A 14,154-nucleotide genomic window follows, 5' to 3' on the forward strand; every position below is an offset into this window, starting at 1 on the left:
GCTCCAGGGTCGGGGAGGGTGTCTTCGCCCCACCAAGTGTGTGGCACCTCTTTCCAGCACCTCTTTCCACCAAGTGTGTGGCACCTCTTTCGCGCACCTCTTTCGCACCTCTTTCGCAGCACCTCTTTCGCAGCACCTCTTTCGCAGCACCTCTTTCGCAGCACCTCTTTCGGCAGCACCTCTTTCGGCACCTCTTTCGGCCGCTCGCGCTGTATCCGTGTCGCCTCGGAGGCCTTATACCTCTGCCTGGGGGGGGACAAAGAATGGCCACGATGGATCCCACCGCGGAAGCGGATCATGCTCCTTGGAAACTCCAGGCCGAGCAGCACCGGGCCCGCGAGTTCTCCGCGCGCCAGCGGGAGCTCGCAGCGGAGGGCCGTGCCGAGGGAGCGCGCGCGCGCGCCGAGGGCGGACGGATTCGCGCCGAGGCCGCCCGCATTCGGGACGAAGCCGCGCGCACCCGAGACGATGCCGCACGGGTCCGCGACGACGCGGCGCGAGTCCGCGACCAGGCGGCGCGGGCGCGCGATCTCGCCAACCAGGCCCGTGAGCAAGCCCTGGGCCAGCGCCTGCTCTCCGCGGCGTCACTCGACCACATCGGCTGGCAGAAACTGCTCGAGCTCGACCGCGCCATCTCGGAGCAGGCCTACGAGGCAGCCTCGCGGGACCGGGAGGCCGCGGGCCTCGACCGGGAGGCCGCCAACAAGGATCGTGACGCCGCGGAGCGCGATCGCACGGCGGCAGACAGCGATCGCGCCGCCGCCGACAAGGACCGCGTGGCCGCCGAAAAGGAGCGTCAGGCCGCCGACGCTGACCGCGCCGCCGCCGACAGCGACCGCGAGGCGAGCGAGCGGGAGCTCTTGAGGGCCGCCGAGCACATCTCGAAGTCGGAGCGCCTGCTCGCGGTGGGCCGGTTCGCCGCCGGCGTCGCTCACGAGATCAACAACCCGCTCGCGGCGATGCTGGCGACGTTGAGCAGCCTCCAGCGCTCGGTGGCGAAGGACGAGGTGTCCACCGATGAGCTCGCCCCGCTGCTCGACGACGTGCAGCTCTCCGCCGATCGCATCGCCCACGTCCTGGCCGACATGAAGACCTGGTTGTACGGGGGCGACGAGCTCCCGGCGCGCCAGCGGGTCGATCTCGACCACCTGATCAAGGAATCGCTGCGGCTCACCACGGCGGAGGTGGGAGCCGCGGCGAAGGTGATCGTCGACCAGCAACCGACGCCGCCGATCTGGGGCGTCGCCCCACGGCTGGGCCAGGTGCTGACGAACCTCCTGCTCAATGCTGCGCACGCCATCTCCGGCCCGCCCGAGGCCAACGAGATCAGGATCACCACCCGTGCGGTGGATCAGGCGGTGCTCATCGAGGTGCGGGACACCGGACCAGGCATCCCCCCCGAGGTGCTGCCAAGGATCTTCGACCCGTTCTACACCACCCGGGAGGGCACCGGTGGCACCGGGCTCGGCCTCGCCATGTGCCAGCGCATCGTGGCCCAGCATGGTGGCGAGTTGAGGGTGGAGACCCACCTGGGGGAGGGGTCGACCTTCTGCGTCGAGCTCCCCACGGGGAGCGAGACCGTGGTCAGCAGCAAGGATGGCCCCGAGGCGAGCGCACCGGCACGCAAGGCGCGTGTGCTGATCATCGACGACGACGTGGACTTCGCCCGGGCGATGACGCGGCTGCTGGCAGAGTCGTGCGAGGTGTCGGTCGCGGTCAACGGGGTCGAGGGGCTGGAGCGCTTGCTGGCACCGGAGGCGCACTACGACGTGGTGCTGTGCGACCTGATGATGCCGGTGATGAACGGCATGCAGATGTACCGGCGGCTCAACGAGGTCGCGCCCGATCTGGCGGCCAAGCTGGTGTTCGTCACTGGCGGCGCGACGACGGAGGAGTCAGGGGACTTCATGGCGTCGATACCGAACGTACAGCTGCAGAAGCCCTTCAGCATGGGGCGCCTCCTCGCGCTGATCGAGGAGCACACCGCGCCGGACTCGCCGCCTGTCGGCGACTAGGGAGTCGAGCCGCTGGCCAGGAGGGCGGCGGTTCTTCCTACGCCTCGCGCTTCAGGCGCCGTGGCAGGATCTCGGTGAGGCCGAGGTAGACCGAGAGCCCGACGATGGCGATCCAGGTCTCGATGGCGTAGAGGCGGCGGGTGGCCATCAGCTCGAAGGGCACCTGCCTGGCGGCCGTCGCCAGGGGGCCCTCGACGCTATCGAAGGTGACGACGCCGAAGACCATGTAGGCGCCGTAAGCCACCTGGATCACGAGGTTCACGATGATGATCCAGTGGAGGATCCGCCAGGGCAGGGCGAGCTTGCTCATGGTCAGGGTCCGAAGCAGCCGGGGGCGTGGGTGGTGAGGAAGGCGCGCATCCGCCGGCCGTACTCGGCGAGGCCGTCCTCGGGGACGCCGCCGTTGTCGATGCCGTGGTCGGCGCCCTCGACGGTCCACAGCTCCTTGGGGCCGGGCGCGGCGTCGTGGAAGGCCCGCACGTCCTCGGGTGGGAAGAGGCGATCGTCGCCGCCGTGCATCACGAGGAGGGGGCCGTCGTAGCCCTCGATCTTCTTCGAGTTCTCGAAGTGACCGGAGGAGAGGAAGCCCGGGGGCAGGGCCAGCCCGCTGGAAGAGCGGGCGATCTGCCGCACCGAGGTGAAGGGTGCCTCGACCATCATGGCGCAGCCCGGATCCGCCAGGCCGGCCTCCACCGTGGGGATGGTGCCCAGGGAGTAGCCGTAGAGGACGATCCGGTCCGGGTCCGGGACGAGGCCGTCGACGTAGGCCCGCACCGTCCGGGCGTCGGCGAGGAACTGCAGCGGCGTGGGGTGGGTCGCCGGCTCGCTCTTGCCGTAGCCCCGGTAGTCCCAGGCGAAGACCGTGTAGCCCAGCTCGTGGAGCATCTGGATCCGGGGCAGGTAGTGTTCGAGGCCGGCGTAGTTGCCGTGGTGGTAGAGGAGGGTGGTGCCCGCCAGCTCCGGATCGTCGCCGTGGGAGGCGATGAGGTAGGCGTCGAGCTCTCCCTCGCCGTCGGCGGTGGGGATCCGGTGCGCGGTGACCCGGGAGGGATCGATGGGGCGGATGGACTCGCCGGCCTCGAGGGTGCCCTCCATCCAGTCGTAGCTCCGGCTCCAGTCGTAGGGGGTCTCGCAGGGCAGGCAGACGCTGTTCCAGTCCGCGGGATCCTCGCAGGTCTCGGGGCCGACGGCGCTGCAGTGCACGCCCCCGTAGACGAAGGCGTCGAGATCCACGCAGCTGCCGAGGAGGGCGAGGGGCAGGGAGAGCAGGAGGAGCCGCCTCATGACGCACCTCCCAGCTGCATCGAGATCGAGATCGCGGCGCCCAGGGCGCCGGTCCCGCCGGGGAACCAGACCACCGTCCGGGCGTCGGGGCGGCGGTTGATGGAGAAGTAGCGCACGTCGAGCTCCAGCGCCCAGCGCTCGCCCAGGGCGAGGCGGCCGCCGATCGTCGGGGTGAGCATCAGGCTGGGGTAGGCGGGATCGAGGTAGTCGGAGAGCCCGACGACCAGCAGGTGCTTGCTGCCGAAGGACCAGCTCGCCAGGAGGGCCAGCTCGAAGGTGCCCCAGAGGCCGTTGATGCCTTCGGCGTCGCCCTCACCCCCGGGCAGGGCCACACCCCAGAAGAGGCGCAGCCTCGGGGTAAGGGCCGGAAGGGCGCCCTTCTCCTCGAGCAAGCCCCAGCCCGCGCCCACGTGCCCCTGCACGATGCCGAAGGCCAGCGGGGTCAGGCCGAGGCCGTAGTCGAGGTCGAAGGGGCGGCCGGCCAGGGCGGGGAGGCCGCTGCGGCCCTGGAGGTTGGCGCTGGGGATGGGCAGCACCGCGCCGCCGAGCTTCAGGAGGGGGCCGCCCAGGGTGAGGCCGGCCTCGTGCTCACCCCTGGCGAGGGGGCGCGCTCCCGAGAGGGTGCTGCAGCCGCCCACCAGCGCGAGGCCCAGGGCAGCCAGGGGAAGGAGTCGGAGCATCTGCATGGCGGGACGATAGCACCGGCCGCGTCAACGCCGCACCGCCACGTCGACGATCTCGGCCTGCAGCACCGCCTCCAGCGCCTCGGGCGCGACCTCGACGAGGAAGCCCCGCTGGCCGCCGTTGACCAGGATGGTCTCGTGCTCGAAGAGGTCGATCTGCAGGTAGGTGGGGGAGGGGGTCCGCTGCCCGAAGGGGCTGATGCCGCCCACCTTGTAGCCGGTGAGGCTCTCGGCCCGGGGGATGGCGCAGGGCTCGATCCGCTTGCGCCCCAGGTGGCGGGCCAGCTGCTTGGTGCCCACCTCGAAGGGGCCGTTCATCACCACGACCAGGGGCGCGCCGGTCTCGTCCTCGAAGAGGAGGGTCTTGGCCACCCGCAGGTGATCCACCCCCAGGGCCTCGGCCGAGCCGCGGGTGCCGCCCCCCTGGTAGCGATAGAGGTGAGGCACGAAGTCGATCTCGTGCTCTCGCAGGAAGCGCACGCCCAGGGTGATCGGATGGTCGGGTCGGCCCATGGTGCGGAGAGTCTAGTAGGCTCCCGCCATGGCCTGCATCTTCTGCCGCATCGAGCGAGGTGAGCTGCCCTCCAGCCGGGTCTTCGAGGACGAGCGCTTCCTGGCCTTCATGGACATCCACCCCTGGAGACCGGGCCACGTCCTGGTCGTGCCCCGGCGGCACGCGGCGCGGGTCGCCGAGCTGCCCGAGGGGGAGGCCGAGGCCCTCTTCGCCCTCGGCCTGCGCCTGGCCGCGGCCATCCGCGCCAGCGAGCTACCCTGCGCGGACCTGCACTTCGTGCTCAACGACGGCAAGGGCGCCAACCAGAGCGTGCCGCACGTGCACCTCCACCTGATCCCCCGGCAGCGGCGCGACTTCCTCAAGCTGGCCGGGGCGGTGATCTCCCGGCCGCTGGTGCCCCTGGGGCGTCCGGCGGCGCGAGAGGTGCTCGACGCACAGGCCGAGCAGATCCGGGCGGCGCTCCAGGCTCGCTAGAGCCGGGCGCCACCCGGAGCGAGAGCTCTAGAGCTCGCAGCTCATGTCGTTGCCGCAGCACTGCGGCGACTTCACCTTGCCGTGGCCGTTGGGGCACTCGGAGATGTGGACCGTGCTGCCGTCGGGCTTGTCGATCGAGCTGTGGTTCAGCTCGGCGCCGCACTCGCCGCAGGTCATGGTGCCGATGCTCATGCCGCACTTCTCACACTTGTACTTCGCCATGGTGTCTCTCCTTGGATTGAACACGCCTGAAAGGAAAAAGGGGGGAACGAACCGCCCCGGGAGTCTGGATCCGGCCGCGTCCGGAAGCAAACGGGACCCCACCACCCTAGATCTCGACCTCCTCGGGGTCCGCCGGATCTTCGAGGACTCGCCACTCCTCGGCCTCGGCGTCGAAGTCGGCGATCTGCTCGAGGGGGGTCTTCAGGTAGCGGCCGCTGCCGGTGGCGGCCACCGTTCCGTCCGGGAGCAGGAGCTCACCGCTGCCCTCGAAGAAGCGCCGGTTCTGTTTCGTGATCCGGGCCAGGACCCGGAGCTCGCGATCCAGGGGCACGGGCTTCTTGAAGCGCACCTGGAGATCGACGGTGACGCCCCAGATCTCCTCCTCGGAGCCGACCAGGATGGCTCGCCCGATGGTCTCGTCGAGGATGGTGGAGACGATCCCTCCATGGAGCCTTCCCGGGTAGCTCTGGTGCTCGTCCCGGGCCTGGAAGGTGGCCAGCAGCTCACCCCCCTCCAGCTCGTGGAAGGAGGTCTTGAGCCCGAAGTCGTTCTTCATCCCACAGACCAGGCACATGCGGCTGTTGGGCTGTCGGGCCACGATCTTTCGTCCCATCGATGCGCTCTCTTTCTTTGCGGCCACCCGGCGATCGGCGACCTATCTTTCCTACCGGGACGAGTTGTTTCTGTCGTGGGGAACAGATCGAGGGTCCGACGATGAACGAGCGACGTTTCGGTGAGGCGGAGATCGAGCTGATCTTGCAGCGAGCTGTGCAGCTCGAGGTGATCTCCGAGATCCTGGGGGGGCGAGAGCACGAGGGGCTGACCCTTCGCGAGGTCCAGGAGATCGCCCGCGAGGCCGGGATCGATCCCAACCTGGTGGCGCGCGCCGCCTGGGAGCTCGAGGCCCACCGGCTCGAGGCGGACCAGTCGATGGGAGAGAGCAAACGGCGCTCGATCCTGCCCTCCTCCCTGGCTCAGGCCTGAGGTCCGGCGCCGCCTTGCCAGGGGGTCCACCCCTGGAGGAACCTCCGGGGGCACCATGCACTCCGTCTGGCTCGAGAAGTCCGTCCCGCGGATCCTCCTGGCCCTGGCCCTGAAGCGGCTCTGGCCCGGGATCACCCTCTCTCCCCTCTCTCCGATCCGGGAGGGGGAGGAGCGCGTGGACGGCCTGCCGGGCCCCGGCTGGGTGCGGGTGGAGAACCGCCTCTCGGGCATCTGCGGCACGGACCTGCACTACCTGCAGGTCGATGTCGATCCGATGATCCACGGGGCGGCGCTGCCCGGCTACGAGCGGATCTATCTGGGCCACGAGGTCTACTCGGTCGTGACCGAGGTCGGCCCGGAGGTCGAGGGCCTGACCGTGGGCGACCGGGTGGCGCTGCAGAAGGAGGCCACCTGTGTCTCCCAGGGCCTCGCGCCCCCCTGCCCCCACTGCGCCCGGGGGAACTACTCCCTCTGCGAGAACCAGTCCGCGAACGTCGGCCCTCACAAGATCGGCGGCGGCTTCTCCGGTGAGATGGTGGTCCACGCCTCTCAGCTCTGGAGGGTGCCCGACACCCTCGGCGACGAGGCGGCGGTCCTCCTCGAGCCTCTGGCGGTGGGGGTGCGGGCCGCGCTGCGGCGCCCGCCGCGGCCGGGCCAGAAGGTGCTGGTGATCGGCTGCGGGATCATCGGACTCGGCCTGATCGACGCTCTACGGATCGTGCAACCCGAGGCCGAGGTCTGGGCCCTGGCCCGGCACCCGCACCAGCGGGCGGCCGCCGAGGCCCGGGGCGCGAGGATCCTCGAGGGGGAGCTCCTGGAGGCCACCGCCGAGGTCACCGGCGCGAAGCTCTACCAGGGTGAGTTCGGCAACCGGACCCTGCTCGGCGGCTTCGATCTCATCCACGACTGCGTGGGCAGCGCCCGGACCACCCAGGAGGGCCTGCGGGCCTGCCGCGCCGGCGGCGCCCTGGTGATGGTGGGCCTCTCCCTCTCCCGGATGAAGGTCGACCTGACGCCGGTCTGGCATCAGGAGGTGGACCTCGTCGGCAGCCTCATCCATGGCGTCGAGGAGTGGGAGGGGGAGCGCCTCTCCACCTACGACCTGACCGGCCGCTGGCTGGCCGAGGGGCGCCTCTCCACCGAGGGCCTGATCACCCACCGCTACCCGCGGGCGCGCTGGCGGGAGGCCGTCCGCAAGGCCCTCGCGAAGCGCGAGGGCGTCATCAAGGTCGTCCTCGAGTAGCTACTTCTTGCGCCGGTGCAGATGGATCGGCGCCGGATCGCGGTCGCGGAGCTTGTCCAGCCAGTTCTGGTAGAGGTCCACCGCGAACATCAGCAGCAGGATGAAGATGACGATCCACTGCGGGATGTAGGGGAAGCTCGACTCACCCACGATCAGGTGGGCCACGTGCCCGCCCTCGAGGACGAGGACGAAGCCGATGAGGAGCAGCACGAAGAGGCCGAGGATCTCGAAGTCGGGGTTGCGGCTGATGAAGTCCGAGATCTTGCCGGCGAAGGCGAGCATCAGCCCGACCGAGATGATCACCGAGCCCACCATCACCGAGTAGAGGTTGGTCATCCCCACCACGGTGAGGATCGAGTCCACCGAGAAGAGCACGTTGAGGCCGACGATGGTGGCGACCACCTGCACGAAGCGGTCGGCCTGCTTCACCTCTTGCTCGCGGCGGGTGGCCTTCATCCGCAGCTCGTGGACCCCCTTCCAGATGAGGAAGAGGCCGCCCGTGAAGAGGACGAGGGCCTTGCCGCTGACGGCGCCGGAGAGGTGCAGGCCCGCCACGGTGGTGTCGAACTCCCAGAAGGGCGTGGCGGCGTACTCGAGGATCAGGCTGACCCCCCCGAGGAGGCCGAGCCGGAAGACCGCGGCCAGGATGAGGCCGAGGTGGATCGCGCGCTTCCTCCGCTCGGCGGGCAGCTTGTTCGCGATGATCGTGATGATGATCAGGTTGTCGGCGCCCAGGGCCACCTGGATGAGGGTCACCGAGAAGAGGGCAGCCCAGAAGCTCAGGTCGGTCAGGAGATCCATGCGCGGATCCTCTCCTAGAAGCGGCCCCGGAGGAAGACGCGCACCTGCCGCCGCAGCCGCTCCCCGCCGTAGCTGCCCCCGGTCGCGCGGTCGCTGCCGGCGGCCTCTCGCCTCCCCTCCGGGTCCAGGAGGTTGTCGGCGGCCACGCCCAGCTCGACGGAGCGCTCCGCGAAGGTGAGGCGGTAGGAGGCGGTGGCGTTCAGGGTCGTCCAGGCCCCCATGTCGACCCGGGTCGACTCCGCGAAGATCGAGTCGGGGTCGCCGACCTCGTCGGCGTAGGCCGAGGCCCAGAAGGCGTCCACCCCGAGGTGGAGCCCCTCCAGGGGGCGCAGCCGCAGCGAGCCGATCAGGCGATGGGTGGGCTCGAGCTGGAAGGGAGGAGCGTCGGGGGGCTGGGAGAGGACCTGATCCCGGGCGTAGGCCACCATCAGCTCGAGGCGCTCGTCAGGCTTCCAGGAGATCATCAGCTCGCCGCCGACCGAGGTCGTCTCTCCGTCACCGTTCCGGAACTCCACCACCGCGTCGTCGCTGATCCGCGGGACCCCGGCGAAGGTCTCGACCAGGTTCTCCACCTGCATCCAGATCGGGTTGCGGTGGACGGCGTAGAAGAGGTCGAGGGTGACGTCGAGCTCACCCTCGAGGAAGGCGCCGCGCCAGCCCAGCTCGGCCGAGTCGGAGAGCTCGAAGATCAGGTCCTCGTTGCCCAGCGAGGTCCCGAAGATGTGCTGGAGGCGCCGGACGATGTCGGGAGGCGCGTTCTCGCCGCCCTCCAGCCGGACATGGGAGAAGGACTCGGTGGTGGTGGGCTTGCGGTAGGCCCGCCCCGCCGAGGCCCGCAGGGCGTGCTCGTCGGTGGCCGCCCAGACCAGCGCGACGCGCGGGGAGAGGCCCAGATCGGGGTAGAGAGAGTTCCAGTCCAGGCGCATCCCCGCGGTCAGGGTCAGGCGCTCGAGGAGCTTCCACTCGGCCTGGGCGAAGGGGCCCGCGGCCACCTCCCACTTGGAGAGGTCCGAGCACTGATCGATGTCGAAGGCGGAGAAGGGGACCTCGGGGCAGGTGACGGCCTCCTTGGAGCTGTGGTGGTAGAGGCGGCCACTGAAGCCCGCGATCAGGCGGAGATCCTCGTGCAGCGTCAGATCCTGATGAAGCTCGAACTCCGTGCCCGGCGTGACGATGGTCATCGGGGGCATCTCGGCCAGCAGGATCGGCTCTCCATTGCCGGTGTCCAGGTAGAGGGGGAACTGGAAGTGGGCCCGGGTCCGGGGCAGATCCAGGACCAGCTGGGCGTGGAAGCCGCCCCAGTCCAGGGAGCCGCGCAGGTAGCCCCAGTGGGCCAGGAAGTCGACGTCGCTGACCACCGTGTAGAGGTTGGTGTCGATCAGCGAGTAGCCGAGCTCCACCCCGAGCCGGCGGTCCTCTGCGGGGGTGTAGGCGTAGCTCAGGCGCAGCCGGTTGGAGGAGAGGAGGAGGTTCTGGGGATCATCGAGGGGGGAGAGGCGGGAGAGGCCGCCGCTGACCCACCAGCCGTGCTTGCCCAGGGTGCCGTGGGCGCGGAGGTCGAGCTCGACGTTGGTGCCCCAGGCGCCCCAGGCGTCGACCTCCGCCTGAACCGCGTCCTCCCCCGGGCGGCGGGTGATGATGTTCACCACCCCCTGCAGGGCGTTCGCGCCGTAGATCGAGGAGCCGGGGCCCCGGATGACCTCGATCCGCTCGATGCTGCCGACGTCGACCGGGAGGCCGGTCCAGTTCACGGTGCCGAAGGCGCTCATCGCGGCGTTGCGCCCGTCGATGAGGACGAGGATCAGGTCCCCGGCGATGGTGCTGTTGGTGCGGATCCCCATGATGGGCTGGGCGGTCGAGACCTTGAAGATGTCGACGCCCGGCACCCTCCGAAGGAGGTCGGCGACGTTGGTGGCGCCGCTGCGCTCGATGTCCTTGCGGGTGAGGACGGTCACCGTCGAGGGGCTCTCGCTGATCCGCTGGGCGTGGCGGGTGGCCGAGACGACGATGTCCTCCTCGGCCAGGAGGGCGAACTCGTCCCCCATGTCGAGCTCGCCCAGGTCCAGCTCGCCGAGATCCCCGAGCTCGTCCGGCGTGGTCTCCTCTTCCTGCGCGAGGGCCGGGAGGGCGGCGAGGGCGAGGGCGAGGCCGAGCACGGAGGGGAGCAGGCGAAGCCCTCCCCTCGGTGCGAAGACCCCCCGTCTCCTCAAACCCCAGCCGATCATCGGGATCGAACATAGCCTTTCTTTGGTCGGTCCGGAACTTTCCGTGTCGTCTCCCGGCGCCGGAAAGGGGCGATGCATCTCGGCCCGGATCGTGAAAAGGTCGGTGCTCGTGGGAGCGAGGATCATCCGGCGGACCTTTCTGCTCCGCCTCGGCCGGGCCACGGGGGCGGGCCTGCTGCTGCCGGGCGCGGTAGCCTGCTCGAAGAAGGAGGCGCCCGCCCCGCCACCGGCCCGGCCCGCTCCGCCCGCCGCGGCTCCGCCGGCGCCGGCGCCGGCGGTCGTCGAGGCGCCCCCCCTGCCCGGGTGGGCGACCGGGCTGGCCATCCTCTCGGGGCAGGCCCACTGCGCCGAGGCGGTGCTCGAGCTGCTCCTGCCCTCGGACGTCCCGCCCGGGAGCCCCGGCGCGCGGGAGACCCGGGTGCTGCTCCACCTCGATCGGGTGCTCGCCACGCCGGCCTACGCCTCCTACGCCCGGCTGCTGCGGGACGGCTTCGATCGCCTGGACACGGAGGCGAAGCGAGATCACGGACGCAGCTTCGCCGAGCTCCCCCTCGCCGCCCGCGAGGCCCTCCTCGGTGACTGGCAGGTGCGCCCGCCGATGCCCCGGGCCTATCCCACCGGGCGCTTCTTCCAGCTGGTCTTCACCTTCGCCCTGGAGGGCTACCTCGGGGACCCGAAGTACGGAGGCAACCACCAGAAGCTGGCCTGGAAGTGGATCGACTTCTCGCCGGGCTGCCCGACGCCGAGCGGCGCCTGCGGGCCCGGCCACTCCGGCCATGGCGCTCACGGGGGTCACGGGGAGTGAAGACCTTCGCGGGGCAGACCGTGGACGTGGTGGTGGTCGGCAGCGGCGCCGGAGGTGGCACCTTCGCCTACGGTGCGGCGCGGGCCGGCAAGAGCGTGGTGCTCCTGGAGAAGGGGCCCTGGTACCGGGACGAGGACTACGTCCACGACGAGATCGCCAGCGTGCGGCGGGACATGTGGGTGCCCTATCCGACGGAGGATCCGCACGTCCTGGTGAAGGAGGGCGGCAAGCCCCAGAAGAGCCCCGAGGGGTGGATCGCCCGCTGCGTCGGCGGCGGCACCGTGCACATGAGCGGCTTCTTCTACCGCCACCATCCGGAGGACTTCCGCCTCGCCCGCCGCTACCCGGACCTGCCGGGGGCCGAGCTCGCCGACTGGCCCATCACCTACGAGGCCCTGGCCCCCTTCTACGACGAGGTGGAGAAGATCATCGGCGTCTCGGGCAAAGCCGGGCAGCACCCCTTCGAGCCACCTCGCGCGGGCGACTACCCCCTCGAGCCCCTCGCCGACAGCAACCTGGCCGAGGTCCTCGATCGGGGCATCGCCCGGCTGGGCCTCCACGGCTTCGCCACGCCCCGCGCCGTGCTCTCCCGCCCCTACCGGGGTCGCAGCCCCTGCGTCTACTGCGCCTTCTGCGGCTCCTTCGGCTGCGAGGTCGGGGCGAAGTCGAGCGCCGCCTCGACGATGGTCCCCCTGGCCCTCGCCACCGGCCGCTGCGAGCTGCGCGCCGGGAGCATGGTCTTCGAGATCGTCACCGACGCCTCGGGCAGGGCGACCGGCGTGCGCTACTTCGACGAGGAGGGGACGATCGTCGAGCAGAAGGCGCGGGTGGTCGTCGTCGGCGCCACCGCGGTGGAGAGCGCCCGCCTGCTGCTGGCCAGCAGGAGCAAGGCGCACCCCGAGGGGATCGGCAACGCCGAGGGCCAGGTCGGGAGGCACCTCCACTTCTCGGCCCTCGGCAAGGCCTGGGCCGAGCTCGAGCGAGCGGCGCTGCCGGCGCAGCTGCGCGAGGACGACGGGATGCCCTTCCTCGGACGCTCGGTGCAGGACACCTACTTCCTGAAGCAGCACGCCGGCGGCTACGACAAGGGCGGCACCCTCAACTTCATCGGACCCCACCGCAACCCCATCTACACCGCCGAGCGCCTCTCCTGGCGCGGGCGGCCCGGCCTCTGGGGCGCGAAGCTCAAGGCCGCCCTCCACCGCTACTACCACGAGGTGCGGGAGCTGGAGCTGGAGGTCTTCGCCGAGTTCCTGCCCAACCCGAAGACCTTCGTCAGCCTGGATCCGGAGGTGAAGGACCGCTGGGGTCTGCCCGCGGCGCGGATCGACGTGAGCGTGCACCCCCTCTCCCGGGCCCGGGTCACGGAGGTCACGAAGATCGGGATCGAGGTCTTCCGGGCCGCGGGGGCCGCCGCCGCCGAGATCGAGACCGCGGGGGGCTTCACCGGCTTCCTGCAGGGAGGCACCTGCCGGATGGGGAGCGATCCGAAGGAGAGCGTGGTGGACGCGCGCTGCCGGGTGCATGGCGTGCCCAACCTGCTGGTGGTCGACGGCGGCGCCCTGCCCACCTCCGGCGGGGTCCCCAACACCTTCACGATCATGGCCAACGCCCTGCGGGCCTCGACCCTGCTCGGCAAGGGCTGATCAGCCCTTCACGCAGAGCACCTGCTTGAGGGTGTGCACCACCTCCACCAGATCCTGCTGGGCGGCCATCACCGCGTCGATGTCCTTGTAGGCCCCGGGGGTCTCGTCGAGCACGCCCTCGTCCTTGCGGCACTCCACCCCCAGCGTGGCCTCGCGGTGCATGGCCAGGGTGAAGGTGCGGCGGGCCTGCCCCCGGCTCATGGCCCGGCCGGCGCCGTGGCTGCAGGAGCAGAAGCTCTCGGGGTTGCCCTTCCCCCGGACGATGTAGGAGCGCGCCCCCATCGAGCCGGGGATGATGCCCAGGTCCCCCTCCCGGGCGCGCACCGCGCCCTTGCGGGTGAGGTAGACCTCCTTGCCGTAGTGGACCTCCCGGGCGACGTAGTTGTGGTGGCAGCTGACGACCTGCACCTCGGCCTGGAAGCCCGGGACGCCCTTGGTCTTCTTGAGGGCCTGCAGCACCCGCCGCATCATCAGCTCGCGGTTCACCAGGGCGTAGTCCTGCGCCCACTCGACGGCCTCGAGGTAGTCCTCGAAGAGCCGCGAGCCCTCGCTCAGGTAGGCGAGGTCCCGATCCGGCAGCCCGATCCCCTTCTTCTCCATCTCCTTGCGCGCCAGCGCGATGAAGTGGGTGCCGATGCGGTTGCCGATCCCGCGGGAGCCCGAGTGGAGCATCACCCAGACCCGCTGCGCCTCGTCCAGGCAGACCTCGATGAAGTGGTTGCCGGTGCCGAGGGTGCCCAGGTGGACCACCGTGTTCGAGCGGCGGAGCTGTGGGTGCTTCTCCAGGATCCGCTCCAGCCGCTTCTCGAGGGGCGCCCAGGCCGCGCCCACCGAGGCGGGGATCTTCTGCCAGGCGCCGACGTCGCCCCGGCCGCCCCCCTTGCTGCGGCCGTGAGGCACCGCCCCCTCGATCTGGGAGCGCAGGCCCTCCAGGTGGTTGGGGAGGTCGCTGGCCATCAGCGAGGTCTGCACCGCCATCATCCCGCAGCCGATGTCCACGCCGACTGCCGCGGGGATGATGGCGGCCACCGTGGGGATGACGGAACCCACCGTCGCCCCCATCCCCCAGTGGACGTCGGGCATGGCCGCGATCCAGCGGTGGATGAAGGGGAGCGAGGCGGCGTTCATCAGCTGACGCCGCGCCTCGTCTTCCAGGGGGACGCCGCGGATCCAGGCCTTCACCGGCCACCGGGCGCCCTCCAGGGTCTGGTAGGGCTCTCGACTCAAGGCTCCTCTCCTAGAACATCCGGCGAGGCCT

At 70.6% G+C, this 14,154-nt stretch carries 15 protein-coding genes; 6 read left to right on the top strand and 9 right to left on the bottom strand.

Annotation, left to right across the window (positions count from 1 at the left end; all coding sequences use genetic code 11):
- Positions 1-272: 272 nt before the first annotated feature.
- Positions 273-2,015, top strand: a complete 1,743-nt coding sequence (locus tag P1V51_22860; protein MDF1565894.1) for an ATP-binding protein — start codon at positions 273-275, stop codon at positions 2,013-2,015.
- Between the two features lie 37 nt (positions 2,016-2,052).
- On the opposite strand, the gene P1V51_22865 is transcribed toward P1V51_22860, so the two are convergent.
- The 4 genes from P1V51_22865 to P1V51_22880 are packed head-to-tail and all read right to left on the bottom strand — an operon-like array spanning position 2,053 to position 4,495.
- Positions 2,053-2,325 carry a hypothetical protein gene (locus P1V51_22865; GenBank protein ID MDF1565895.1) on the bottom strand — a complete coding sequence of 91 codons (273 nt, stop codon included), beginning with the start codon at positions 2,323-2,325 and terminating at the stop codon, positions 2,053-2,055.
- A gap of 2 nt (positions 2,326-2,327) precedes the next feature.
- Entirely contained in the window at positions 2,328-3,299 is a 972-nt protein-coding gene (locus tag P1V51_22870) for an alpha/beta fold hydrolase (protein MDF1565896.1), read from the bottom strand.
- Entirely contained in the window at positions 3,296-3,985 is a 690-nt protein-coding gene (locus P1V51_22875) for a hypothetical protein (protein ID MDF1565897.1), read from the bottom strand. The genes P1V51_22870 and P1V51_22875 overlap by 4 nt, the downstream gene beginning before the upstream one ends.
- Before the next feature lie 24 nt (positions 3,986-4,009).
- Positions 4,010-4,495, bottom strand: a complete 486-nt coding sequence (locus tag P1V51_22880; GenBank protein MDF1565898.1) for a YbaK/EbsC family protein — start codon at positions 4,493-4,495, stop codon at positions 4,010-4,012.
- A 28-nt stretch (positions 4,496-4,523) separates the two neighbouring features.
- Between P1V51_22880 and P1V51_22885 the strand changes: the two genes are divergently transcribed.
- A complete protein-coding gene (locus P1V51_22885; GenBank protein MDF1565899.1) occupies positions 4,524-4,970 on the top strand; it encodes an HIT family protein in 447 nt (148 codons plus the stop codon).
- Positions 4,971-4,997: 27 nt separating this feature from the next.
- On the opposite strand, the gene P1V51_22890 is transcribed toward P1V51_22885, so the two are convergent.
- Positions 4,998-5,192 carry a hypothetical protein gene (locus tag P1V51_22890; GenBank protein ID MDF1565900.1) on the bottom strand — a complete coding sequence of 65 codons (195 nt, stop codon included), beginning with the start codon at positions 5,190-5,192 and terminating at the stop codon, positions 4,998-5,000.
- A gap of 106 nt (positions 5,193-5,298) precedes the next feature.
- Positions 5,299-5,805 carry a PaaI family thioesterase gene (locus P1V51_22895; GenBank protein MDF1565901.1) on the bottom strand — a complete coding sequence of 169 codons (507 nt, stop codon included), beginning with the start codon at positions 5,803-5,805 and terminating at the stop codon, positions 5,299-5,301.
- 101 nt (positions 5,806-5,906) lie between these two features.
- On the opposite strand from P1V51_22895, the gene P1V51_22900 reads away from it, so the two are divergent.
- Together P1V51_22900 and P1V51_22905 are read left to right on the top strand one after the other, a co-directional pair.
- Positions 5,907-6,176: a hypothetical protein gene (locus P1V51_22900; protein ID MDF1565902.1), complete on the top strand. Its 270-nt coding sequence runs from the start codon at positions 5,907-5,909 to the stop codon at positions 6,174-6,176.
- Between the two features lie 55 nt (positions 6,177-6,231).
- On the top strand, positions 6,232-7,419 hold the full coding sequence (locus P1V51_22905) for a zinc-binding dehydrogenase (GenBank protein MDF1565903.1): 1,188 nt from the start codon (positions 6,232-6,234) through the stop codon (positions 7,417-7,419).
- Here the strand turns inward: P1V51_22905 and P1V51_22910 are convergent, their stop codons facing one another.
- Both P1V51_22910 and P1V51_22915 read right to left on the bottom strand, forming a co-directional pair.
- Positions 7,420-8,220 carry a TerC family protein gene (locus P1V51_22910; GenBank protein ID MDF1565904.1) on the bottom strand — a complete coding sequence of 267 codons (801 nt, stop codon included), beginning with the start codon at positions 8,218-8,220 and terminating at the stop codon, positions 7,420-7,422. It lies immediately after the preceding gene.
- A 14-nt stretch (positions 8,221-8,234) separates the two neighbouring features.
- Positions 8,235-10,445, bottom strand: coding sequence for a TonB-dependent receptor (locus tag P1V51_22915; GenBank protein ID MDF1565905.1), 2,211 nt, complete (start codon positions 10,443-10,445; stop codon positions 8,235-8,237).
- A gap of 109 nt (positions 10,446-10,554) precedes the next feature.
- Here P1V51_22915 and P1V51_22920 point away from each other — a divergent pair, with 109 nt between their 5' ends.
- Both P1V51_22920 and P1V51_22925 read left to right on the top strand, forming a co-directional pair.
- A complete protein-coding gene (locus P1V51_22920) occupies positions 10,555-11,250 on the top strand; it encodes a gluconate 2-dehydrogenase subunit 3 family protein (protein MDF1565906.1) in 696 nt (231 codons plus the stop codon).
- Positions 11,247-12,896: a GMC family oxidoreductase gene (locus P1V51_22925; GenBank protein ID MDF1565907.1), complete on the top strand. Its 1,650-nt coding sequence runs from the start codon at positions 11,247-11,249 to the stop codon at positions 12,894-12,896. Before P1V51_22920 ends, P1V51_22925 begins: the two co-directional genes overlap by 4 nt.
- Here P1V51_22925 and P1V51_22930 read toward each other — a convergent pair whose 3' ends face one another.
- Complete coding sequence (locus P1V51_22930; GenBank protein MDF1565908.1) at positions 12,897-14,123, bottom strand: RtcB family protein; 1,227 nt, start codon at positions 14,121-14,123, stop codon at positions 12,897-12,899. It abuts the gene before it with no gap.
- Positions 14,124-14,154 lie beyond the last annotated feature (31 nt).

Source organism: Deltaproteobacteria bacterium (assembly GCA_029210625.1).
In the GTDB taxonomy this organism is placed as follows: domain Bacteria; phylum Myxococcota; class Myxococcia; order SLRQ01; family SLRQ01; genus JARGFU01.